This is a genomic window from Thiogranum longum (assembly GCF_004339085.1).
GTDB classification, from domain to species: Bacteria; Pseudomonadota; Gammaproteobacteria; order DSM-19610; family DSM-19610; genus Thiogranum; species Thiogranum longum.
Map to the genome: position 1 here is coordinate 809,775 of NZ_SMFX01000001.1, position 21,740 is coordinate 831,514.

Below are 21,740 nucleotides of genomic sequence, written 5' to 3' on the forward strand. Positions count from 1 at the left end.
ATGCCGGTGGGGTCCGCATCGCGCGTCGAGCTGACGCCCGGCTTCGTGCTGCACCAGCGGCCTTACCGGGAAACCAGTGCCTTGCTGGAAATCTTCACCCCGACACACGGCCGCGTCGGACTGGTGGCACGGGGTGTATATGCCCCAAAGTCACGTCGGCGCGGTGAGTTACAGGCTTTCCGCGCCCTGCGCCTGTCCTGGAATGAACGTGGCGAACTGGGGACCCTGACCGGGGTTGAATCAGACGGACCGGGCGTCAGTCTGGCCGGCGCGGCACTCTACAGCGCCTTTTACCTGAATGAATTGCTGGTGCGCTTGTTGGTACGTCATGACCCCCACCCTCTATTGTATGAGCGATACCGGCAGGCACTGCAGGCACTGTCTGATCAGCCGGCCGGAATTGAGCTGACGCTACGATTGTTCGAAAAACAGTTGTTACAGGAAACCGGCTACGGCCTGTTGCTGGACGTGGACTGTGAAACCGGTGAACCGGTGCAGGCCGACAGGTTCTACGATTATCACCTGGAAGCCGGGCCGGTGGCCTCGATCCCCGGATCGACAAAAGGTTTCCTGTTTCCGGGCTCCAGTCTCCTGGCGCTGGCACAGGAAAGTAACCTTGATGAGGTAGTACTGCGCGATGCCAAGCGACTGATGCGGGCCGCCCTGTCCCTGTACCTTGGAGGGAAGCCTCTGAAATCACGTGAGTTATTTGTTAAAGCGTGATGCCACGGGATGGTGGCTGTCGACATTATTTACAATCCATATTATCCCAGCACCACCTGTAACTAATTGAAATAATTATAATTACTATCAAGTGCGGTCAAGATTTCCGTCGACCAACTTTACATACTGATAAGTCATTTCTTGATTGTTAGTGCTTAACCTGTTGTTATATATATGAAATATATTTCGGGTATAGAATGTGCAATGAAACACACAAATAATGACCAAGGTGTGGGTGGAGAGAACATGAAAACGCTATTGAAGCTGGCTTTGGCCGGATTATTCTTTGGGGGAAGTGTTGCGAATGCGGCATTGGTGAATTTTACGATTGACGGTACTGTTAACACTGATCCGTTAGTGTCCGACCCATCTTTTAACGGAACCGCGCTTGGTGATCTTACGCTATCTGCGTCTGGTCAATTTGACGATAGCGCATTTACAGGCCCGGGCGAAGGCACCATCCTGTTTAACAATCTTTCCGGGAACAGCTTGACGATTTTGTTTGGTGGTCTGAGCTTTCTGAATTCTGCTGATGTTAATTACACCAGTACTGATCCATCGCTTGCGCCAAGATTATCACTTTCCGGTGGGGCGTTGACGGAACTGAATTATGGAGGAAATGCCGGTTCTAGCAGCTTAACTTCGGTGTTGCTTAATGTTGACGCCATCGACGACAGCTTTAATTTTGTGAATGCGACCTGGACCGGCATCACACTAACACCTACCGCAGTTCCGGTACCCGCCGCCGTCTGGCTGTTCGGTTCCGGTCTGCTGGGTCTGGTCGGTGTGGCGCGTCGCAAAGCGGCCTGAACAGCTTTTCTGACAAGACGCAAAAGGCGGCCAGTGGCCGCCTTTTTTGTTGCCCGGTTGCCAAATTCCTTCCAATTGCCGATCATGCGCGTCGTTTCCCGGCAGCACCGGCCATTGACTGAACAAGGGGTTTTTCCATGAGCAATATCCTGCTCGGCGTTAATATCGATCACGTCGCCACCCTGCGCCAGGCGCGCGGTACGCGCTACCCGGATCCCGTACAGGCCGCCATCGAGTCGGAGCAGGCAGGCGCCGACAGTATCACCCTGCACCTGCGCGAGGACCGTCGTCACATCCAGGACCGTGATGTGGAGATGCTGAAAGATATCCTGCAAACGCGCATGAACCTGGAAATGGCCGTGACGGACGAGATGCTGGCCATCGCTTCCCGTATCCGGCCGGCCGATTGTTGCCTGGTGCCGGAACGGCGTGAGGAACTGACGACCGAAGGCGGGCTGGATGTAGCCGGGCAGGTGGATCGTATGCAGGATGCCTGCACACAACTGGCCGAAGCCGGTGTGCGGGTGTCATTGTTTATCGATGCCGACCCGGTGCAGGTGGATGCAGCCAGGGTCGTAGGTGCACCCTGTATTGAGATACATACCGGACATTTTGCCGATGCCACCACGCCGGAGGCCGCGGAGAAAGAGTTGGAGCGTATCCGTGCCGCTGTTCAGCTGGGTGAGAATACCGGCTTGCAGGTCAATGCCGGTCATGGCCTGCACTATCACAATGTGCGGCCAATAGCGGCGCTTCCCGCCATACGTGAGTTGAATATCGGTCACGCTATTATTGCGCGCGCGGTCTTTACCGGGCTGGGCAATGCGGTACGGGAAATGAAACAGCTGATGCTGCTGGCAGCACGGGAACGTTAGCGGAACAGCTGCGGGCCAAGGTGTGATGACTTGGAGGTGTACATGGCTTCGTCCGAGCACCGCAGCAGGGTTGCCGGGTCGCTCCCGTGGTCAGGGTACAGGGAAATCCCGATACTGGCGGAGATATTGATTTTCTTTCCAAGCACACTGAACGGTTGTCTCAGTGCGCTGTCCAGCTTGCCGGCGGCCGCGAGCGCATCCTCGGCACCCTTGATCTGTTCCAGCGAAACAATAAACTCGTCACCACCGATCCTTGAAACCGTGTCCGACTGGCGCATGGTATCGCGCAGTCGTTTTGCGACGGCCTGTAACAGGCAGTCGCCGGTTTCATGTCCGTAGTGGTCGTTGATGGGTTTGAAGTCATCGAGGTCCAGGTACACCACTCCCAGTTTGCGCTGGTAACGTTCCGCGCGGGCGATACCTGCACTCAGCCGGTCATTTAGCAGCGTGCGATTTGGCAGATCGGTGAGTTCATCGTGGCGCGCGGCATGCGCCAGTTGTTCCTCGGCGCGTAATCGTTCGCTCAAATTGTGTGCGACGAGCGTGTACAGATGTTGTCCGGAAAAGGTGGTTTGTGACAGCGATACTTCAGCCGGGAAACGATCCCCGTTTTTACGCTTGCAGACAATGTTACCCGTGTTGAAACCTATGTGGTTGTCGCGGGCGATTCGTGTCAGCACACTCAGGCGGTGTTTTTCCTTGCTACGGAAGCGTGGACACAGGAGGTGTTGTACCCGGGTGCCTGTAACTTCCTTCTGGTCATAGCCAAACATCCTCTCGGCGCCCTGGTTGAAAATGAGAATTCGGCAATCTTCATCGATGCAGATAATAGCTTCGTGGGTGATATGCAGAAGACGTACATAGCGACCCGCCTGTCGAATCAGCCTTTCGGCGGCGGCACGTTCTTCCTTCCCTGTGGATGATTCGTCCTGATGACCAGCGTGCGGGTTATCTTTATCAATCATTGACTTATCTTTTGTGCGTCACTGCCGCAGCAGCGCGCGTAAGGCCCGTCTACACTCAGACTAGCATAGTATGCTGTTATGGCCAGTTATATTCGGGAGGTACGCGACCTGTTTACACCCTACTGTATCTACCGTTCAGGTGGTTGTGGACATATCGCTATTTTCACTACCCGCAAAAGCCCACTTTCAGCCATAATGCCCGCTTCATACGAGGTTGGCGGGTTCCGCCTGACAGGAAGTATTAATGGATTTCCCCACCATAGAACAGTTTATCGGTGCTACGCCACTGGTGCAGTTACAGCGTCTGCCGGGAGCTACCCGTAACCGGATACTGGTGAAGCTGGAAGGTAACAACCCGGCTGGATCGGTCAAGGACCGGCCTGCGCTGAGCATGGTTCAGCAGGCCGAGGCGCGCGGCGAAATCAAGCCGGGCGACACCCTCATCGAGGCAACCAGTGGTAATACCGGTATCGCCCTTGCCATGGTGGCGGCCATGAAAGGTTACCGTATGGTACTGATTATGCCGGACAACATGAGTGTTGAACGCCGCAAGGTCATGAAGGCGTTTGGCGCCGAGATTATTCCTGTTACGCGCGAACAAAGCATGGAAGGCGCGCGTGACCTTGCCAAGCAGATGGAAGCCGAAGGCAAGGGCAAGGTGCTCGACCAGTTTTCCAACCCGGATAACCCGCGTGCCCATTATGAAACCACGGGGCCGGAAATCTGGAAAGACACACACGGCCGTATCACGCACTTCGTCAGCGCTATGGGTACCACGGGTACCATCATGGGCACCTCGCACTATCTCAAGGAGCAGAACCCTGATGTGCGCATTGTCGGCGTGCAACCCGTGGAAGGGGCCTCTATACCCGGTATCCGCCGTTGGCCAAAGGAATACTTGCCAAGTATTTTTGAAGCCAGTCGTGTGGACGAAACCATTGATGTAAGTCAGCAAGCAGCAGAACAGACAACACTGGCACTGGCGGCGCAGGAGGGAATATTTTGCGGCATTTCTTCCGGCGGAGCGGTTGCAGCCGCGCTGCAACTCAGTGCACAGGTCGAAAACGCTGTCATTGTCGCTATTATCTGCGATCGTGGTGACAGGTACCTGTCGACAGGTGTGTTTCCTGAATGAGGCCTGTTGAGCATCAGAATGTTAAACCCGGACGCGTGGCGGTATGAGTAATCGAATACAGCTGAGTGATCAAGCAAGGAACGACGCGCTGGTTTTCATGCGTGAGTCCATTCTGTTCCAGAAACTGGATGAAGGGCAACTGGATACCATTGTACAAAGTACCCAGGCTGCATCACTGGATGAAGGTCAGGTACTGTTCGAGCAGGAGCGTCCGGCGAGTGAGATTTTTATGCTGGAGTCCGGTCAGATAAAGCTGGCGCGCCTGTCACCCGAAGGCCATGAGAAGGTGATTGATCTTATTACGCCCGGTAGTACTTTTGCTGAAGCGATTATGTTTTCACTGCAACCGCTGTACCCGGTAACGGCGACCGCGCTACAGGCCAGCCAGGTACTGTGCTTCGATGCCGGTATATACACCGATATCCTTCACCAGTCGACAGAGGCCTGTTTTTCCATCATGGCGCAGATGAGTCGCCGGCTGCACTGGCAGATTGCCGAGATCGATCGCCTGACGCTGCACAATGCGACCTTTCGTGTGGTGGCCTATCTGCTCGACCAGGTGCCCAGTACAGACCGTGGAGCATCGCGTGTTCAGCTGAATATTCCCAAGCACGTTATTGCCTCACGCCTGTCTATAACGCCGGAAACCCTGTCGCGCACGTTTTCGAAACTGAACCGTGACGGCCTGATTGATATTGATGATAGCGGGATGGTGCTGCGGGATGTTGGCCAGTTGCGGAATTATGCCAGGGGAGGGAATGCGTAATTCATGCTATTCGCTGGTCAGGCGTGCATACAACAGCGGCAATTTTGACGGAAGTTCGCTGGCATTGCGCACCAGGATATAGGACGCGCTGCCAAACAGGTAAGGCAGGTAATCACCGGCCTTCTCGTCAATGGTGACACAGAAAGGGCGCACGCCACGCTCCAGTGCTTCGTGCACGGCCTTGCGTGTATCTTCCACGCCATAACGACCCTCATACTTGTCCAGGTCATTGGGTTTGCCATCCGTGAGCAACAGTAACAGCTTTTGCCGGGACGGCTCCCTGTCTATCAGGTTGGTGGCATGGCGAATGGCGGCACCCATGCGTGTGTAGTAGCCCGGTCGTATGGCCTGTATACGGCCACGAACCTGGTTGTCGTAGTGCGATGTAAAGTCTTTCAGTACATGGAAGCGGACGTGGTCACGTCGACGCGAGGAGAATCCATACAGGGCAAAGCGGTCACCGGTTGCCTGCAAGGCTTCGGAAAACAGGAACAGGCTGTCACGGATCACGTCGATGATACGTTGTTTATTATTGACATGTGCATCGGTCGACAGTGACAGGTCGGCGAGCAGCAGGCAGGAAAGATCGCGCTCGGCATTTTCAAAACGGCGGTAGAGGCTGGCCTCGGTGCTTTTAATGCCCCGCAAGCGGTCTGTTGCATGGTCGATCAGGGCATTAAGGTCCAGCTCACTGCCGTCGGCCTGGGCATTCAGCCACTGGCGTTTTGGTTTGAAGGCCTCGAATAGCCTGCGCAGGCGTCGTGCCTTGAGCTGGAGGTGTTGCGGCAGGGGGGATGGCTCCGCGTCACGTGCCTGCATGCGTTGCAGGCGGCAGTGATCCGGTTGCAGTATCTGTTTACGATAGTCCCATTCGGGCAGGGCAATACCCTCACCGAGGTAAAGATCGTCGTTGTCCTCCGGGGGCAGGTCGAGATCAAAGCGCAGGCGTGAAGCCACACGGCCACGGTCATGCGCTACACTGACCACCTCCATATCTTCCAGAGCCGAACCGGCGTCTTCATCCTCGTTTTCTTCCGTAGTGCGATCGACATTGACAAACTCAGCACGGGTAAACAGGCTTTCCAGCCGGAACGCCAGCAGGCCGCCTTTACCCTCCGGTGTATCGACACGTTCGCCGCGGCGGCGTTTACCGGAATCGACCTGTTCGCTGTGTTGTTGCTGTGTATCCTCATCGCTGTTGTCATCTTCCCGGGCCGGCGGAGATCCTGCAGCGGTAAGCGGTGGGTCGGGGTGTAGCCACAGGGGAACCGGCAGTGGTGAGACGGCCGCAGGAGGAAGTGGTGCGGTAACATCCTGCGGCTGTAGCAGGGCATGCCGGATCGCCCGTTCCTGTTCGGCTTCGTCATTTTTAAGCTTGCGGGGATCGGGCCGTTGTTCGAGGTGTGCCTCGACCAGTCGCTGGTAACGCTTTCTCAGCCCGGGGTGGGATACCAGCAGTGTGGTACTGGCCGCTGCATTTTCCTGTAGCCATTCGCCGTGCTGTTGCGTGCTGCGTGCGGCCAGTGCCGCCAGCCACAGGTACAGCTCGCGATTGAGTGTGCGCTCGGGAAACCAGGCAATGCGTGCCGGCAGGCGCAGGGTGTCTTCATCGCGCCAGGCCAGTTCAGTGCGGTCGTTACTGCCCGCGATACGGCTGAGCAGGCTTCTGCGTGCGCCGGTTTCGGTTTGGTTAGCGGTTTCGATACGCAAGCCGCCATCACCGCCCAGCGCCCTGAACAGCATTGCAGCCGGGCGACGGATTTCATCGAGGCTGACAGCGGCTTGCGGGTATGTTTGCCGCGCCGCGCGGGTAATCATGTTGTGCCACAGCTGGCCGACCCATTCCTCCATCGCGTTCAGCCGCCGTCCGTTGGTACTTTGGGGAAGCAACTGGCCGGCACATCGGGACGACGCCCGAAGTCACGCTCGGAAACGTCCAGCGCACACTGGCCGTCCAGCATGGTCAGCAGGCCAGGTTTCCCCTTTGGCAGGTTGACCCGCTCACAGGCCTGTACGCACTGCTGGCACTGGGTGCAGGTAAACATTTTTCGTTTGATCTGGCGTGGTTGCAGGCGCATCGGGCAGGCATGCTCACAGGAAGCGTCGCAGCTCGCGCAGTCCGCGGCACGGGCGCGGTTAAAGCCGACCACCAGAGCTTTGTGGTTGGCCATCCACACCAGGCTCTGGAACAGGCCCACGGCGCAACCGTAGCGGCAGAACAGGTGGCGGGCAAAACTGAATTCAATCGTCAGCAGCAAGGTGGCAGCCGTGATAAAAATAAACTGGTTGCGGGTCAGTTCACCGCGTACCAGATTCCCCCAGACTTCGTCCGGTGGCAGCAGGTATGTCAGAAAAGTCACCGCCCACAGTAACGAGAAGCCAGCGATCGCCAGCATAACCGCTACCCATGCCGTTTTACGCGGGTGAATTTCCGTACCATCCCGTTGCACCTCCGGCAACGGCTCGCGCTGCCACAGGGTCACTTTTCCGCTGGCACGTCGCATCAGGCTGTTAATGGCCTCGACCACGGAGAAGTGCGGGCATAGCCAGCCACAATAGAGTCGCCCGTAACGCCACGACAGCCACAGGCCGAAACCGATCAGGGTCAGCAGTGGTACGAAGACACGCAATACAAGATTGACACTGGCCTGCACGGTGCCGGCATCATGCACGCCGAGTGTCCAGGGCATACCGAGGAAAATAAAGTGCCCCTGGTAGAGGTCCAGGCGAAAAAGATCCAGCGGTGGTGCCAGCACAAACAGGGCAAAGAAGGCGCTGCGCCAGAACAGCCTTTGTCGTTGTGTGCGGTTCATGCGCGGAAAAACCGGCCAATCAGCGGGTAGACATAGTGCTCGCCGGCCATGGCCTTCACCAGGCCCAGTACCCCCATGAAAATGAGGCTGCTGTGAATGAAAGTGAAATACAGCACGATAGTCATCAGGGTGTATCCCGACTCCATACCCCCCGTGTACAGGAAAATACCAAAAGCGAGAATAATCAATGCCCCGCCTGTAACACTGACGCCAACGGTCTGTGACAGGTGGTTCACGGCCAGTGCATCGGCCTTGCCGCGGTTAAGCCAGTAAAGGCCAAGCAGCAGGAAAAACGCCAGTCCGGGTGCCAGCATCAGGTTGACGAGGTACAAGGCCTCGGCCTGTATCGCCAGTGATTTCCCGCGGTTGCTGTCCACGTCAGTCTCCGAAACTGGCCTGTACCACATCCATCAGAGCTTCTACGGTGGCCTCGTCATCGGTGAGCGGTTCGATGAGGGCGGCGCGGCAGGCTTCCGTGGCTTCAAAACCGTCTCGTATCAGCTGTGCGGTATAGATCAGCAGGCGGGTAGAGGCTGATTCCTCGATATCGTGGTCTTTCAGGGCGCGCAGGCCGTGGGCGAGCTCGACCAGGCGCCTGGCAAGTTCCGGCCCGATACCGGTTTCACGCACCACGATCTCCTGCTCGGTTTGCGCGTCCGGGAAGTCGAAACGTGCAGAGACAAAGCGCTGGCGGGTGGATGGTTTCATACCCTTGAGCATGTTCTGGTAGCCGGGATTGTAGGAAACCACCAGCATGAACTCCGGGGGTGCGTGCAGCGTTTCACCGGTACGCTCGATAGGCAGGATGCGCCGGTTATCCGAGAGCGGGTGCAATACGACAGTTGTGTCCTTGCGCGCCTCGACAACCTCGTCGAGATAGCAGATGGCTCCTTCACGCACGGCGCGGGTCAACGGGCCGTCATTCCAGTAGGTGGAACCGTCGCCAATCAGGTGGCGTCCGACCAGGTCCGCCGCGGTCAGGTCATCATGGCATGCAACCGTGTATAACGGACGCCCCAGTCGAGCCGCCATGTGCTCGACAAACCGTGTCTTGCCACAACCGGTCGGCCCCTTGAGCAGCATCGGCAGCTGGTTGCGCCAGGCGTAGCTAAACAGTTCCACCTCGCGATTCTGTGGCTGGTAGAAAGGCAGCTCCTCGCCAGAGGCCGGAAATTGAGTCACTTCGGTTACCATGTCAGCTTTCTCCCAGGGTAAAGGCTACACCGATCAACGTTACCACGACCAGCAGCCAGCCCGTTACGATCCAGCGCCAGGGGTTGCGTACGTCCCTCAGGCCCATAAAATGATCTGCAATCAACTGTCCTTTCACGACCACCGACAGCAGCAGTCCGGTAATCACCAGTCGACCACCCAGGCCGGCTCGTCCTGCGGCATAGGTCACCAGCGTTAGCGCCACCAGGATCAGCCATACCTGCAATCCCTTGTAAGCTATCCTGTCCATTTCAGTGCAGGACATAGACCAGTGGAAACAGCACAATCCACACCAGGTCTACCATGTGCCAGTAGGATGCGCCCGTCTCGACACCGGTGTGTTGCTGCGCGCTGTAGTCGCCCCGGTAGGCTTTCACGGCGACCACTGACAGAATGACCATTCCCATTAACACGTGCATGAAATGAAAGAAGGTCAGTGACAGGTAGAACATGTAGAAGGTGTTGGTGCTGAGTGTCACGCCTTCTGCCTGTTTGGCGGAAAATTCGGCCAGTTTCAGGAAAACAAATACGCTCCCACTGAGTATAGCCAGTGTTAGCCACAGGCTGCAGCGACGTGCTGCGTTACGGCGTATGGCATTGACCGCCATTACCACAAAGTAACTGGAGGTGATCAGTACCAGGGTGTTAATAGCACCGCTTTCACGATCCAGCGTCTGCTGAAAGGTATTGAAGAGTTCGACATGCCGCGCACGTGTGAAAGCATAGGCCAGAAAAAAAACGCCGAACACCAGCAGTTCGGCGTAGATAAATATCCAGATCGCGAAATCACCCGGCAGACTGCTTTTTTCCCGAACAGCCGGGTGACTGGCGATCGCTTCCATCAGGCGGTGTTGGCCACATTGTCGGTCGCCATCTCACGCTCGCCACCTTTGACGAAGAATGAGATGACATACAGGATCAGGCCGAGCAGGAACACAACACCGGCGAGTTCACGTAACCAGTAGAAAATGGCGATCTTCTCCTGAACGACCATGAACGCTTCCGGTACTTCTGTGTAACGCTGCATCCACACCTGCAACACGCCGGCGCCGGTGAGGAACAGGGTGATAAACACCATCGACACGGTCATCAGCCAGAACGACCACATCTCTACCACCTGCGCGCGCGGGTTGGCGGCTTCCTGGCCGCGCAGTTTGGGCATGGCATAGGAAATGATGGTCAGCACGATCATCACGTAGGCGCCATAGAAGGCCATATGCCCGTGTGCTGCGGTGATCTGTGTGCCGTGAGTATAGTAGTTCACCGGGGCCAGTGTATGCAGGAACCCCCATACGCCCGCGCCCAGGAATGCCATGACCGCCGTTCCCAGCGCCCAGAGCACGGCCGCCTTGTTGGGATGCTCGCGGCGACGGCGATTGACCATATTGAAGGCGAATACCGTCATCATGAAGAACGGAATCGGTTCCATGGCGGAGAAGATCGATCCCCACCACTGCCAGTATTCGGGCGTACCGATCCAGTAGAAGTGGTGACCGGTACCGATAACACCGGTGATCAGGGTCATGGCGATAATCACATACAGCCATTTCTCGATGACCTCACGGTCAACACCGGTGACCTTGATCAGCACAAAGGCCAGGATGGCGCCGAGGATCAGTTCCCAGACACCTTCCACCCACAGATGGACAACCCACCACCAGAAGTACTTGTCGGTGACCAGATTGTCCGGTACGTAGAAGGAGAACAGGAAGAACACTGCCAGGCCGACCAGACCAGTGAGCAATACCAGGTTAACCACGGTCTTGCGGCCTGCCAGTATGGTCATGCCGATGTTATACAGGAAGCCCAGCGCGACAATCACGATACCGATCTTGGTAATCGTCGGCTGCTCCAGGAACTCGCGTCCCATGGTCGGCAGCAGGTCGTTCATGGTGAGTTCGGCCAGCCTCGCATAAGGCACCAGCAGATAACCCAGAATGGTCAGCGCGCCGGCGACCAGGAATATCCAGAACAGCACTTTCGCCAGTAACGGGCTGTGCAGTTCACGCTCTGCTTCTTCCGGCACCAGGTAATAGGACGCGCCCATAAAGCCGAACAGCAACCAGACGATCAACAGGTTGGTATGCACCATTCGGGCAACGTTGAAAGGGATCTCCGGAAACAGGAAATCACCGATGACATACTGCAGTCCGAGAATGACGCCGAACAGAATCTGTCCCACGAACAGGCCGATGGCTGCGATAAAGTAAAGTTTGGCAACAGCTTGTGAAGAATATTTCATGATGTACCCCTCAGCCCTGGATGTTCGGTGGCCAGTTATCGGTATTGATTTCGCTGGCATACTTCAGGAAGGCGGCGACTGCCTCCAGCTCTTCATCCGACAGGTTGAATTGCGGCATGCTGCGGCGACCGGGGATCCCGTCTACCGGGCGACTCTTGATGAAGGCCACGATGGCATCGGTCGAGTTGCCGAAGCGCTTGTAGACATTGCCCAGCTCCGGTGCGAAATAGGCGCCCTCACCCAGCAGGGTATGGCACCCGATACAGTCGTTCTGTTCCCACACTCTCTTGCCCAGGGCAACCTGTTCCGTGATGGCCTCGTGGTTGTCGCGATTCGGGACTTCGCCCAGGGTGTCGAACGTTAGTGCGAGGAACAGCAGGAAGAAAAACACACTTCCCCCGTAGTAGATATTCCTCGCCATGCTTTTTGTGAATACATCACTCATGGCTGACTCACCTCTTTTTTCCGGGAACCTGTGGGCGATTTAACGATGCAGGCCGTGGCTTGTCCTTGATATACATCAAGCGACCTCACACACCGTCATTGCGAGCGCAGCGCGGCAATCTGTTTGATCTGGTGTGAGACTGTGGGAGATTGCCGCGCTGCGCTCGCAATGGCAGGGGGGTTAGTGGCTGGTGCCTTCAGAACGGGTGATTTTGTTGTAGACGTTGTATTTCCCGACCGGCTTGCTCATGGGCAGGCGCTTGATCTCTTTGAGCGTGCTGGCATCGTAGACGATGATGGCACCGTCTTTTTCCCAGATACTCAGCAGGGCTTTCTTGCCGTCACGGGTGAACTCGACATGCCCGGAGGTCTTGCCAGGCACGGGTTTCAGGGTTTTTACGATTTCCAGGGTTTTCTTGTCGATAACGTGGACTTCGTCGCGATGTGGCCCGACAAACACATCGACCCAGGCGTAAGGGGTGTTCTCATGACTGCGCAGGAAGAATCCCGGGCCGTCGGTGTTGATTTTTTTGATCGTTTTCCAGTTATGCATGTCGATAATGGTCACCACACCGTCTTTCAGGTTGGGCGTCGCCAGTACACGCGTGTCAGCGTATTTCCAGGTGATGCCGGACCCGAGGTGGGGCATACCGGACAGGTCGATATCGGCAATCTTGCGCCCGACCAGCAGGTTGACCACCTGGCCGTTACGGGCGTTCCGCGCCGCACCGATCAGGTGTTCATAGGAGGGGTCGAAGAAAAAATCATCCAGATAATCATTCAGACGGATGCGCCGTACCGGGAAGCGCCCGGTTTCGGCCAGGCCTTCTTTCAACTGGTAGTCGTGCATCAGACCGTTATAGACCGGCTCCGGATCATCGGCGTAGCTGATCTCCCAGACTTCCTTCAGGTCTTTCAGTGCGACTACAAAACTCTGCCGGGGTGGTGCAGTATACACGGCACTGACACGTGAGCTGTGGCCGAAGTCATCTTTAACATCAATGATTTTGATCAGGCTGAGATCTTTCGCGTCCAGCAGCACCAGGCTGTGCGGCAGGTAGTTTCCGACCATGACATAGCGGTCGTCCGCAGACACGGCTGCATTACGGGTATTGATACCGGCGCGTATTTCGGCGATGACTTCCAGCCGGTACATATCGTACTTGGTGATCCAGCCATCGCGCGAGGCAAAATACACATAACGTCCGGTAGAAGAAAATTTGGGGCCGCCGTGCAGGGCAAAGCGTGATTTGAAACGTTTAATGGGTTCCAGGCGGTCGCCATCGAGTACCGTGACATGGTGGTCGCCGGCTTCTACCACCAGGAACAGGTTCAGCGGGTCGGCGTCATACACCGGCTTGTCGGACGGGCTTGCCTGTTCAGCCGCCGGGTAGACAATATGGCTGGCGCGGATTTCCTTCTCGCCCCACACCGGGGGGTGTTCCGGCGGTGAATAAATGTAGTCGACCAGCGTGGTGATTTGTGTGTCAGTCAGTTTTTTGCCAAAGGCCGGCATCTGTGTGGCGGGCAGGCCGTTGGCAATTACACCGGCAGCCTTGTTTTTGCGCAGGCGGTGCAGGTTCTCCGGCAGCAGGGCGGGACCCATGGCGCCCAGGCGGTTATCACCGTGGCAACGGGCGCACTGTGACTGAAACAGTTTTGGCGCATCAGGCGCAGCGTCGGCCCGGGCCGGTCCCGATGTCAGCAGCAGAAACGTTGAGCAGGCGAGGACGATCCGCTTCAACTGGCCCGCCTTATGGTGCGAATTTCAAGTTCTGACGGTTCCGGTTTGTCGTCGCTATAGTCTGCTTCGGAGATACCCAGTTCCTCATCGTCCAGGTAACAGGCCGGGTCCTCCCACCAGGGATCGCCGGTCAGCTGGAAAGCTCGCACGCGGGTGTTGCCGCCGCAGACATCCTGGTAATGGCACACCCGGCAACGTCCCTTCAGTGGGCGCGGCGATTGTTTCAGCCCGTCCATCAACGGGTCGTTGCGATCCTGCCAGATTTCAGAAAACGGCCTTTCCTTTACATTGCCCAGGTTGTAGTTCCACCAGAAGGTGTCGGGGTGTACGTTGCCAAGATTATCGATATTGGCGATGTTGACGCCGGACGAGTTACCGCCCCACTGTACCAGGCGCTGGTGCAGGTAATCATAGCGCTCCGGCAGGTTACGTTTTACCCATTGCAACAGGTAGACACCGTCTGCATCGTTGTTACCGGTGACATACTCGGTCGACCGGCCGGCCTGGATATCTTCCCGGCAACGTTCGAACAGCAGGTCCATCACCCGGCGGGTAGCCTGGTGGACAACGTCCGAACGCCGGTTGCGGTTACCACGCCCGCCGTAGTTCAGGTGTGAGACATACAGCTTGTCGACCTGCTCCTCGCGCATGACATCCAGCATCTGTGGCAGCTCGTGGGCGTTATCCTGTGTCGGCGTAAAGCGCATGCCGACCTTGATTCCGGCTTCACGGCACAGACGGATGGCGTGCATTGAAGCCTCGAAGGCACCCTCTTTCTGGCGAAAGCGATCGTGTGTTTCGCGGATACCGTCGATACTGATGCCGACATAGTCATAGTTCATGGCAGCGATGTCAGCGATATTGCCTTCGTTGATCAGGGTGCCGTTGGTCGACAGGCCGACATAAAAGCCTTTCTCCTTTGCGCGCCGTGAGATATCGAAAATATCCGGGCGTAGCAGTGGCTCACCACCGGACAGGATCAGTACCGGCACGCCGAAGTTGCGAAGATCATCCATTGTGGTGAAGACTTCATCGGTAGACAGCTCGCCGGGAAAATCAATGTCAGCGGAAATGGAATAACAGTGCTTGCAGGTCAGGTTGCAGCGCCGCACCAGGTTCCAGATGACCACCGGCCCCGGCGGCTGGCGTGACACCGGGTTATCCAGCGGCTGTTCAAGTTCCTTCATGTACTGTGATATGCGGAACATATCAGCCTCCTATTCTCAAGCCGGTTTTTTTAAGGATGCGGGTGCTGAACAGGATATCATGGCTACGCGCCCGTTCACCCAGCAGATCAGCAATCGCATCCACTTCCTCCATGACTTCCTGGCGGTCGTGTCCATGCACCATGGCGAACAGGTTATAGGGCCAGTCCGGCAGATGCCGTGGCCGCTGGTAGCAGTGGCTGACACTGTGCAATTGCCCGACCTGGCGACCGACATCGTCGATAATATCATCGGGTATATCCCACACTGACATACCGTTTGCGACATACCCCAGCCGGTAGTGATTGGGCAGTACACCGATACGCCGGATACGGCCATCTTCGAGCATGGCCTGTACGCGCGCCATGACCTGCTCCGGTTCGACGCCGAGTTCGGTCGCCAGCCAGTGCCAGGGTCTTGCATGAAGTGGCAGCCCGGCCTGGGTGGCAAGCACCAGCCGCCGGTCCAGGTCGTCCGGCGTTTCAATAATCTCACTGTGTGCTGCAGAATCCGTCATGTCATACCTGAAGGTTCAGACCAACGTAGTACTCCGTCTGCTTGGGGAAGTTGTAAACTTCCAGACCGGTACAGCGTTCAATATTCTGAATGGCCTCGTCCAGTTGTTGTGGCGTTTCAGTGGCCAGTACGAACCACATATTCATTTCATGCTCGCGCTGGTAGTTGTGCGCGACTTCAGGGAAACTGTTTACTTTTCCCACCACTTCATCAAATCTTGCCTGAGGCACTTTCAGTGCACAAAGACTCAGGGCCCCACCCATACGTTCTGCATGAAACAACGGGCCGAAGCGTGTCAGCAGTCCGTCATCGAGCATGCAGCGGATACGGGTGATCAGCTCACTCTCACTGGTATCCAGTTTGCGCGCCGCATCCCGGTACGGGCGTGCGCTGACCGGGAACCCGCCCTGTAGTTGATTAATGATGCGGCGATCGAGATCATCCATTCAGCTGCGTACCCCGGTAGCGTGCACCACGTTGTTTGAAGCGTCGGCCGCTGAACAGGATCGATTTGTCGAGTTGCTCGAGCCCGAGTCCTTCGACCATCCGTTCGACGCAGGCCAGCACATCGTCGCGGTCCCTGCCGTGCACCATGCAGAACAGGTTGTAGGGCCACTGCGGAAGACGGCGCGGACGCTGGTAACACAGGGTGACACAGTCCTGCCGGCCCAGCTGGTAACCCAGCTGATCGACAAACTCGTCCGGCACGTCCCAGACCACCATGGCATTGGCGCGGTAACCCAGTTCATGATGCCGCACGACGACACCCAGTCGCTTGATGACGCCGCTTTCCAGCATTTGTTGCAGCCGCTCGATCACCTGTTGTTCCGACCAGCCCAGGCGTTCGGCAATCTCCCGGTAAGGCCGCGCGACCAGCGGCAGCCCGTCCTGGATGGCATCGATCAGGTCCTCGGCACTGGCCGGGTCCGTGGGGGTGATAGCCTGGTTCGGTATGAAAGGTGTCTCTTCCAGCGTGACAGGTTCGGGTTGCTGATCAAGCTGCATAGGGAAACCCAGATCGATGTGGTAATCCTTGACCAGTGGCAGGGAAAGCACCGGGTAGCCTGCGCGTTCCTCGACTTGTCGCAGGCTCTGTACCAGTGCCGGCTGGTCCCTGGCGGTGACCACGAACCACAGGTTATATTCGTGCTCGCGTTCATAATTATGGTTTACCTGCGGAAATGCGCTGATAATCGGCGCCACGCTCTCCAGCAGGTTGTCCGGTACGGCAATTGCCGCCAGCGTGCTGACACCCACGGTATTAGGCTTGAAGACAGCGCCGACACGGCTCACGGCGCCGTTTTTCTGCAATTCCCTGAGGCGTTTCAGTACGGTGCCTGAATCAGTGTTCAGTGACTGCGCAATATGTTCAAACGGTGCCGGCAGCAGCGGGAAATTCCGCTGGTAGTTGTTGAGCAGACGTTCAGTCAGGACTTCCATAGCTACAGCCCCGTCCGGTGTGCGCGGTCGGTAAAGAAGATCCCGCTGGGTTTTTCAGCCGGCAGTTCTTTAAGTAGCGTCATTGTTGCTGTGTCGTATACCTGGACACGATTGTCGTCACGCACGGACAGCCACAGTTTTTCACCACGGGGTGTGAACTCCATGTGCAGAACAGCTTTGCCGGGTTTCAGGGTCTTGATGATGTGTTGCGATTCGGCATCGATGACCTGGACGGTATCGTTGTCCGGGTGTGCAAAATTCACCCACACCTGGCGTCCGTCAGGACGCGCCATGACGAATACCGGCTGGCCGTGCACATCGATTTCATCCAGTATGGTCCAGTCAGCTGTATCGATAACCAGCACCTTGTGTTGCCCGACAGCGGGGACGAAAGCCTTGCTGCCGGCAACCGCCCAGCCTTCCAGGTGCGGCATTTTGTAGACCGGCAGTTTTTCATCGTGCTCTGCATAACCCTTGAGTATTTTCCGCACCCCGTTTTCCGGGTGCCACAGGTCCAGCAACGCCATGCTGTCTTCGCCAAACAGGCCGGCAATGTAATAGCGGCCGTCCGGTGTGATCAGGGCATCATAGGGCGCCCTTCCGATATGTTCGAAGCGTGTTATCGCGGGCTTGTGGGGGTCTTTCATATCCACCAGCCAGATCTGGTCGCCATCATACAGGCTGAACACAAACCGGTTGCCGGGTGCATCCACCAGGCCGACTGTCTTGGAGAGTTTGCCCGGGGTATATTCGGCGGGGATATCGGCGACCATCTCAAGTGTAGTCGCGTCGAAGATTCGCACCCCCCCCGGCTTGTAGTTGGACACTGCGACCCACTTCCCGTCCTGTGAGATAGCACCACCGATACTGTTGCCGGACTGCATCACCCGCTTTACTATGCGGCCCTTCAGCAGGTCCACCTTTGTCAGCCCGCCATCGCGGCCGAACACATAGGCGTAGCGTTCATCTCGTGAAAACACGACAGAAGCATGAGACAGGTCGCCGAGCCCCTCGATTTCCGAGAGACGGGTATCGCCGGTGTGTTCAACGACCAGCAGTTTACCGTTGGCACGTTCCACCACTACGCCGAGATCACCCGTGCCGCGCAGATCGCCGGCCAGTGCGCTGCCTGCAAGGGAAAACGCGAGGAGGGTAGCCAGCAATGATCTCATTGTGTTGTCTCCGGTGTTTTCAGGTAGTCGACAATCCAGTTGATCTCTGCGTCGGTGAGTAACGGCTGCCACGTCGGCATGGGCGTTCCGGGCCGTCCTGAACGGATGGTCGTAAACAGGGATTTGTGGTTCCTGCCCTGCAGTGCCTGCGGTGTTAACGCAGGCCCCAGTCCGCCGGTCAATCGCATCCCGTGACAGGAACCGCAGTCCTGGTGGACAAGGTTACGCAGTTCGGTCTGGCGTTGCGCGGTAACGGCTTCCGCCGTAGCAGACATCGTCAAGGTGCACATGGTGATAAACAGAATCACCCTAGGCATATTTAAGTTCCATTTCCTTCGCCCACGGCATAAACCATTCCAGTTCTTCCGCCAGTGAAACGACCTGGCCGATAATCAGCATGGCCGGTGACGTGATCGCGTGCTGTTCTACAGCCTGCTGTAGTTCATCGACAGTGGTAATGACAGTGCGCTGGTTTGAGGTGGTGCCGCGCTCGACAATCGCCGCCGGTGTATCTCCGGGCCGGCCGGCTTCGACAAGATCACGGATGATCCGGGACAGGTTTGCGAGACCCATATAAATCACCAGTGTCTGTTCCGGGTCAGACAGGGCCGCCTGGTCAAGTACCAGTGTTTCGTTATTCTTGCTGTGCCCGCTGACGAATTGCACCCCCCGGGCAAGACCGCGATGGGTCAGGGGGATACCCGCATAAGCAGCACAGGCCTGTGCCGCAGTAATGCCCGGTACCACTTCAAAAGCGATATCGTTGCGTGCCAGCGCCAGTGCCTCTTCACCGCCACGACCGAAAATAAAGGGGTCGCCCCCTTTCAGACGCACCACACGCTGGCGTTTCCTGCCCAGGTCTACCAGCAGGGCATTGATTTCTTTCTGGCTGAGGGTGTGGTGACCGGTTACTTTACCGACGTACACTCTGGAAGCGGAGTGAGGTATCAGGTCGAGAACTTCCTGTGACACCAGCCGGTCGTAAACCACAGTGTCAGCTGACCGGATCAAACGCTGTGCCTTGACCGTGAGAAGATCCGGATCACCAGGTCCTGCACCAACCAGATAAATTTTTGCCTGTATGCTCAACCGATATCTCCCGAATACCCCATTGTCTGTGGTGACGAACTCCCGCCCGCCCATGCGGCACTATTGGGCTTATATTGGAGGTGGGGGTTTTTGCTGTCCTTGATATAGGTCAAGGGTTTATATTGAGTCTAATACAGGATGTTGAAAGCCGTTCGGGAAGGGGCAACACCCGGAGGTTCGCGGCCGTCCCCTTGACTCGTCCGGCCCGGGGGATTCTTATAGCACCATGCAATTACGGGAGGGGGCTCCATGGGCAGCACAGACAACTGGCTGACACACGAACATTCACTGTACGAGAATCTCATTTCCCGTTGTATGGAAGCGATTGAAGTCGAGGACTGGCAGACAACTGACGTGCTATTCATGAAAATGGTTGCCCACCTGAAGCGCCATATGGCCCTGGAAGAGGAAGTGCTGTACTCCGCCTATGAAGCGGCAAGCCATGCTCCCCAGGGACCGACAGTGGCCCTTCGGGAGGAGCATGATGACATCGTCCGTCTTGTTACGGACATGGCGCAGGTCATCAAGTCCAGGAACTCGGACCTTGTTCTGGATTGTATGACTCGGCTGGAAGACCGGATGATCAAACATCATGAAAAGGAGGAGGATTTCTTTTTACCCATGGCCAGTCATATACTGGACGCCAGCCGGGAAGAAATTTCACAGCAGCTCGATACATTCGATATGTCGAAATCAGACAGGAAATGGGATATCTGAACGCATAAAAAAACGGGAAGGGGAGTGACCTCCCCTTCCCGTCTGTTTCAGCGCAAGCCGGATCAGTAGATATCGTGCATGGTGTTATACACGTTGAACTTGCCGGTCGGTGTAACCAGACGCTTGTCCTTGATCACCTTCTTCAGTTTGCGGGTCTTGTCATCCACGATCACGATGGCGGATTCCTGCTCCTTGCCGCTCCACACCGAGAACCAGACCTCGTCACCGGCCTTGTTGTACTCAGGCTGAACAACACGTTTCGGTCCGTCACCCTTGATACCGGCCCATTCAGCAATCGGCAGGACCTCATAGCCCTTGTCGAGGTGGTCCACGTCAAACACGGCGACACTCTGGCTGATCTTGCTGTCCGGGTTCAGTGGTGAATCAACCCAAAGGTTCTTTGATTTTGGGTGTGATTTCACGAACAGGGAACCACCGCCCTGGCCCTTCAGGGTGCGTACCACTTTCCAGGCATTTTTCTTGTGGGTCACCGGATCTGTACCAATCATGGTGACATGATCATTACCCAGTGCACTGGTTACCCAGACCGGACCGTACTCTGGATCACTCAGGTTGGCGCCACGACCCGGATGCGGGATCTTGGTGACATCGACCAGGGCTGTCAGCGTGTCTTCCTTCGAGTCGATGACTGCAATCTTGTTCGATTTGTTGGCCGCTGTCAGGAAGTAACGGTGCGTGGAGTCCCAGCCACCATCATGCAGAAAACGTGCTGCACCAATGGTGGTGACCTTGAGGTTGTTGATATCCTCGTAGTTGACCATCAGTACCTTGCCGGTTTCCTTCACGTTGACGATAAACTCGGGGTGCTCGTGAGAGGCGACAATGGCAGCCACGCGTGGTTCCGGGTGGTATTCCTGGGTATCAACCGTGTAGCCGCGGGTGGATACGATTTTCAGCGGCTCCAGGGTGTCGCCATCCATGATGACATACTGTGGTGGCCAGTAGGCGCCGGCAATGGCGTACTTGTCTTCATAGCCCTTGTACTTGGAGGTCTCCACGGAACGCGCTTCGAGCCCGATCTTGATTTCGGCCACGTTATCAGGCTTCTTCATCCACAGGTCGATGAGATTGACCCTGGCATCGCGCCCGATCACAAACAGGTAACGTCCTGAAGTTGAATAACGCGAGATGTGTACCGCATAACCGGTATCGATCACGTTGATGATTTTTTTCGTATCACCATCAATCAGTGCAATCTGTCCGGCATCACGCAACGTCACCGAGAAGATGTTGTCCAGATTGTACTTGTTCATCTTCTTCTTCGGACGTTTCTCCGGGTCAACCAGCACCTTCCAGGTCGCCTTCATTTCTTTCATGCCGAACTCAGGCGGAATCGGAGGCTCGTGCTGAAGATACTTGGCCATGAGTGTGACTTCATCAGGCGAGAGCGCACCCGATGATCCCCAGTTCGGCATACCGGCCGGGGAACCGAAGTTGATGAACACTTTCAGGTAATCAAGACCCTTGGGCCGGGTAATGTCAGGGGTCAGCGGTTTGCCGGTCGCGCCCTTGCGCAGTACACCGTGACAACCGGCACAACGCTCGAAGTAGATCTTCTTGGCCTTGGAAAATTCTGCCTCTGTCAGGGCAGGGGCGCCGGGGGTGATCACATCTTTTGACTGCATCTGTTCCGGAACAGGTGCGCCCTTGTAGCGCATTTCTCCCGGCGTGGTTCCCGGGTGTTCGGAATCCTTGGCATGTGCGCCAAGCGAGCTGAGCAAAAGCACGCTCATGGCCGCAATACGGGAAACTGCTGATCTGTCCATCGTTCTCTCCCTTTCTTCAGGTTGACTTACTGCAGGCATCCTACATAGATCAATATTGCAGGCCTTGATCTATATCAATTGACCG

24 protein-coding genes are annotated in these 21,740 nt (G+C 56.6%); 6 read left to right on the forward strand and 18 right to left on the reverse strand.

All coding sequences use genetic code 11. The features are described from left to right. The 3 genes from recO (at window position 1) to pdxJ (ending at window position 2,408) form a co-directional block, all read left to right on the forward strand. Window positions 1–723 carry a DNA repair protein RecO gene (gene recO, locus DFR30_RS04030; RefSeq protein ID WP_132971449.1) on the forward strand — a complete coding sequence of 241 codons (723 nt, stop codon included), beginning with the start codon at window positions 1–3 and terminating at the stop codon, window positions 721–723. A gap of 204 nt (window positions 724–927) precedes the next feature. Continuing rightward, the gene (locus DFR30_RS14390; RefSeq protein ID WP_207891799.1) at window positions 928–1,533 is read left to right on the forward strand and encodes a VPLPA-CTERM sorting domain-containing protein; all 606 of its coding nucleotides are present in this window, start codon (window positions 928–930) and stop codon (window positions 1,531–1,533) included. A gap of 137 nt (window positions 1,534–1,670) precedes the next feature. Then, window positions 1,671–2,408, forward strand: coding sequence for a pyridoxine 5'-phosphate synthase (pdxJ, locus tag DFR30_RS04040; protein WP_132971450.1), 738 nt, complete (start codon window positions 1,671–1,673; stop codon window positions 2,406–2,408). Here pdxJ and DFR30_RS04045 read toward each other — a convergent pair. After that, window positions 2,405–3,373: a sensor domain-containing diguanylate cyclase gene (locus DFR30_RS04045; RefSeq protein ID WP_132971451.1), complete on the reverse strand. Its 969-nt coding sequence runs from the start codon at window positions 3,371–3,373 to the stop codon at window positions 2,405–2,407. The genes pdxJ and DFR30_RS04045 overlap by 4 nt on opposite strands. 244 nt (window positions 3,374–3,617) lie before the next feature. On the opposite strand from DFR30_RS04045, the gene cysM reads away from it, so the two are divergent. Then, window positions 3,618–4,508 (forward strand): cysteine synthase CysM, encoded by an 891-nt coding sequence (gene cysM / locus DFR30_RS04050; protein ID WP_132971452.1) that lies wholly within the window; start codon window positions 3,618–3,620, stop codon window positions 4,506–4,508. Window positions 4,509–4,551: 43 nt separating this feature from the next. After that, on the forward strand, window positions 4,552–5,274 hold the full coding sequence (locus tag DFR30_RS04055; RefSeq protein ID WP_132971453.1) for a Crp/Fnr family transcriptional regulator: 723 nt from the start codon (window positions 4,552–4,554) through the stop codon (window positions 5,272–5,274). 6 nt (window positions 5,275–5,280) lie between these two features. On the opposite strand, the gene DFR30_RS04060 is transcribed toward DFR30_RS04055, so the two are convergent. The 16 genes from DFR30_RS04060 to cobA all read right to left on the reverse strand — a co-directional run bounded on the left by DFR30_RS04060 (window position 5,281) and on the right by cobA (window position 19,151). Continuing rightward, window positions 5,281–7,125, reverse strand: a complete 1,845-nt coding sequence (locus DFR30_RS04060) for a nitric oxide reductase activation protein NorD (protein WP_132971454.1) — start codon at window positions 7,123–7,125, stop codon at window positions 5,281–5,283. Window positions 7,126–7,130: 5 nt separating this feature from the next. Continuing rightward, the gene (locus DFR30_RS04065) at window positions 7,131–8,087 is read right to left on the reverse strand and encodes a 4Fe-4S binding protein (RefSeq protein ID WP_132971455.1); all 957 of its coding nucleotides are present in this window, start codon (window positions 8,085–8,087) and stop codon (window positions 7,131–7,133) included. Next, window positions 8,084–8,464 carry a magnetosome magnetite crystal formation protein family gene (locus DFR30_RS04070; protein WP_132971456.1) on the reverse strand — a complete coding sequence of 127 codons (381 nt, stop codon included), beginning with the start codon at window positions 8,462–8,464 and terminating at the stop codon, window positions 8,084–8,086. Before DFR30_RS04070 ends, DFR30_RS04065 begins: the two co-directional genes overlap by 4 nt. A gap of 1 nt (window position 8,465) precedes the next feature. Continuing rightward, window positions 8,466–9,281, reverse strand: a complete 816-nt coding sequence (locus DFR30_RS04075; protein ID WP_132971457.1) for a CbbQ/NirQ/NorQ/GpvN family protein — start codon at window positions 9,279–9,281, stop codon at window positions 8,466–8,468. A gap of 1 nt (window position 9,282) precedes the next feature. Further along, window positions 9,283–9,564: a cytochrome C oxidase subunit IV family protein gene (locus DFR30_RS04080; RefSeq protein WP_132971458.1), complete on the reverse strand. Its 282-nt coding sequence runs from the start codon at window positions 9,562–9,564 to the stop codon at window positions 9,283–9,285. Beyond that, complete coding sequence (locus DFR30_RS04085; protein WP_132971459.1) at window positions 9,551–10,141, reverse strand: cytochrome c oxidase subunit 3 family protein; 591 nt, start codon at window positions 10,139–10,141, stop codon at window positions 9,551–9,553. Before DFR30_RS04085 ends, DFR30_RS04080 begins: the two co-directional genes overlap by 14 nt. Then, window positions 10,141–11,541: a cbb3-type cytochrome c oxidase subunit I gene (locus DFR30_RS04090; RefSeq protein WP_132971460.1), complete on the reverse strand. Its 1,401-nt coding sequence runs from the start codon at window positions 11,539–11,541 to the stop codon at window positions 10,141–10,143. Before DFR30_RS04090 ends, DFR30_RS04085 begins: the two co-directional genes overlap by 1 nt. A gap of 10 nt (window positions 11,542–11,551) precedes the next feature. Next, window positions 11,552–11,986 carry a c-type cytochrome gene (locus DFR30_RS04095; RefSeq protein ID WP_132971461.1) on the reverse strand — a complete coding sequence of 145 codons (435 nt, stop codon included), beginning with the start codon at window positions 11,984–11,986 and terminating at the stop codon, window positions 11,552–11,554. 180 nt (window positions 11,987–12,166) lie between these two features. Beyond that, window positions 12,167–13,729 carry a nitrite reductase gene (locus tag DFR30_RS04100; RefSeq protein WP_132971462.1) on the reverse strand — a complete coding sequence of 521 codons (1,563 nt, stop codon included), beginning with the start codon at window positions 13,727–13,729 and terminating at the stop codon, window positions 12,167–12,169. Continuing rightward, entirely contained in the window at window positions 13,726–14,937 is a 1,212-nt protein-coding gene (gene nirJ, locus DFR30_RS04105) for a heme d1 biosynthesis radical SAM protein NirJ (protein ID WP_132971463.1), read from the reverse strand. The genes DFR30_RS04100 and nirJ overlap by 4 nt, the downstream gene beginning before the upstream one ends. Window position 14,938: 1 nt before the next feature. Continuing rightward, window positions 14,939–15,451, reverse strand: a complete 513-nt coding sequence (gene ahbB / locus DFR30_RS04110) for a siroheme decarboxylase subunit beta (RefSeq protein ID WP_132971464.1) — start codon at window positions 15,449–15,451, stop codon at window positions 14,939–14,941. Window position 15,452: 1 nt separating this feature from the next. Then, complete coding sequence (locus tag DFR30_RS04115) at window positions 15,453–15,896, reverse strand: Lrp/AsnC family transcriptional regulator (RefSeq protein ID WP_132971465.1); 444 nt, start codon at window positions 15,894–15,896, stop codon at window positions 15,453–15,455. Continuing rightward, window positions 15,889–16,890, reverse strand: coding sequence for a siroheme decarboxylase subunit beta (gene ahbB / locus DFR30_RS14525; protein WP_132971466.1), 1,002 nt, complete (start codon window positions 16,888–16,890; stop codon window positions 15,889–15,891). Before ahbB (DFR30_RS14525) ends, DFR30_RS04115 begins: the two co-directional genes overlap by 8 nt. Before the next feature lie 2 nt (window positions 16,891–16,892). Continuing rightward, a complete protein-coding gene (locus DFR30_RS04125) occupies window positions 16,893–18,062 on the reverse strand; it encodes a cytochrome D1 domain-containing protein (RefSeq protein WP_132971467.1) in 1,170 nt (389 codons plus the stop codon). Then, window positions 18,059–18,379 (reverse strand): c-type cytochrome, encoded by a 321-nt coding sequence (locus DFR30_RS04130; protein ID WP_132971468.1) that lies wholly within the window; start codon window positions 18,377–18,379, stop codon window positions 18,059–18,061. The genes DFR30_RS04125 and DFR30_RS04130 overlap by 4 nt, the downstream gene beginning before the upstream one ends. Beyond that, a complete protein-coding gene (gene cobA / locus DFR30_RS04135; protein ID WP_207891800.1) occupies window positions 18,372–19,151 on the reverse strand; it encodes a uroporphyrinogen-III C-methyltransferase in 780 nt (259 codons plus the stop codon). Before cobA ends, DFR30_RS04130 begins: the two co-directional genes overlap by 8 nt. A gap of 249 nt (window positions 19,152–19,400) precedes the next feature. On the opposite strand from cobA, the gene DFR30_RS04140 reads away from it, so the two are divergent. Then, a complete protein-coding gene (locus DFR30_RS04140; protein ID WP_132971470.1) occupies window positions 19,401–19,868 on the forward strand; it encodes a hemerythrin domain-containing protein in 468 nt (155 codons plus the stop codon). A gap of 62 nt (window positions 19,869–19,930) precedes the next feature. Here the strand turns inward: DFR30_RS04140 and DFR30_RS04145 are convergent, their stop codons facing one another. Then, the gene (locus DFR30_RS04145; protein ID WP_132971471.1) at window positions 19,931–21,655 is read right to left on the reverse strand and encodes a nitrite reductase; all 1,725 of its coding nucleotides are present in this window, start codon (window positions 21,653–21,655) and stop codon (window positions 19,931–19,933) included. Between the last annotated feature and the right edge of the window lie 85 nt (window positions 21,656–21,740).

Coding starts and splice junctions, on each gene's coding strand:
- recO (WP_132971449.1), top strand. CDS start 1: ATGCCGGTGGGGTCCGCATCGCGCGTCGAGCTGACGCCCGGCTTCGTG.
- DFR30_RS14390 (WP_207891799.1), top strand. CDS start 928: ATGAAACACACAAATAATGACCAAGGTGTGGGTGGAGAGAACATGAAA.
- pdxJ (WP_132971450.1), top strand. CDS start 1,671: ATGAGCAATATCCTGCTCGGCGTTAATATCGATCACGTCGCCACCCTG.
- DFR30_RS04045 (WP_132971451.1), bottom strand. CDS start 3,373: ATGATTGATAAAGATAACCCGCACGCTGGTCATCAGGACGAATCATCC.
- cysM (WP_132971452.1), top strand. CDS start 3,618: ATGGATTTCCCCACCATAGAACAGTTTATCGGTGCTACGCCACTGGTG.
- DFR30_RS04055 (WP_132971453.1), top strand. CDS start 4,552: ATGAGTAATCGAATACAGCTGAGTGATCAAGCAAGGAACGACGCGCTG.
- DFR30_RS04060 (WP_132971454.1), bottom strand. CDS start 7,125: ATGGAGGAATGGGTCGGCCAGCTGTGGCACAACATGATTACCCGCGCG.
- DFR30_RS04065 (WP_132971455.1), bottom strand. CDS start 8,087: ATGAACCGCACACAACGACAAAGGCTGTTCTGGCGCAGCGCCTTCTTT.
- DFR30_RS04075 (WP_132971457.1), bottom strand. CDS start 9,281: ATGGTAACCGAAGTGACTCAATTTCCGGCCTCTGGCGAGGAGCTGCCT.
- DFR30_RS04080 (WP_132971458.1), bottom strand. CDS start 9,564: ATGTCCTGCACTGAAATGGACAGGATAGCTTACAAGGGATTGCAGGTA.
- DFR30_RS04085 (WP_132971459.1), bottom strand. CDS start 10,141: ATGGAAGCGATCGCCAGTCACCCGGCTGTTCGGGAAAAAAGCAGTCTG.
- DFR30_RS04090 (WP_132971460.1), bottom strand. CDS start 11,541: ATGAAATATTCTTCACAAGCTGTTGCCAAACTTTACTTTATCGCAGCC.
- DFR30_RS04095 (WP_132971461.1), bottom strand. CDS start 11,986: ATGAGTGATGTATTCACAAAAAGCATGGCGAGGAATATCTACTACGGG.
- nirJ (WP_132971463.1), bottom strand. CDS start 14,937: ATGTTCCGCATATCACAGTACATGAAGGAACTTGAACAGCCGCTGGAT.
- ahbB (WP_132971464.1), bottom strand. CDS start 15,451: ATGACGGATTCTGCAGCACACAGTGAGATTATTGAAACGCCGGACGAC.
- DFR30_RS04115 (WP_132971465.1), bottom strand. CDS start 15,896: ATGGATGATCTCGATCGCCGCATCATTAATCAACTACAGGGCGGGTTC.
- ahbB (WP_132971466.1), bottom strand. CDS start 16,890: ATGGAAGTCCTGACTGAACGTCTGCTCAACAACTACCAGCGGAATTTC.
- DFR30_RS04125 (WP_132971467.1), bottom strand. CDS start 18,062: ATGAGATCATTGCTGGCTACCCTCCTCGCGTTTTCCCTTGCAGGCAGC.
- DFR30_RS04130 (WP_132971468.1), bottom strand. CDS start 18,379: ATGCCTAGGGTGATTCTGTTTATCACCATGTGCACCTTGACGATGTCT.
- DFR30_RS04140 (WP_132971470.1), top strand. CDS start 19,401: ATGGGCAGCACAGACAACTGGCTGACACACGAACATTCACTGTACGAG.
- DFR30_RS04145 (WP_132971471.1), bottom strand. CDS start 21,655: ATGGACAGATCAGCAGTTTCCCGTATTGCGGCCATGAGCGTGCTTTTG.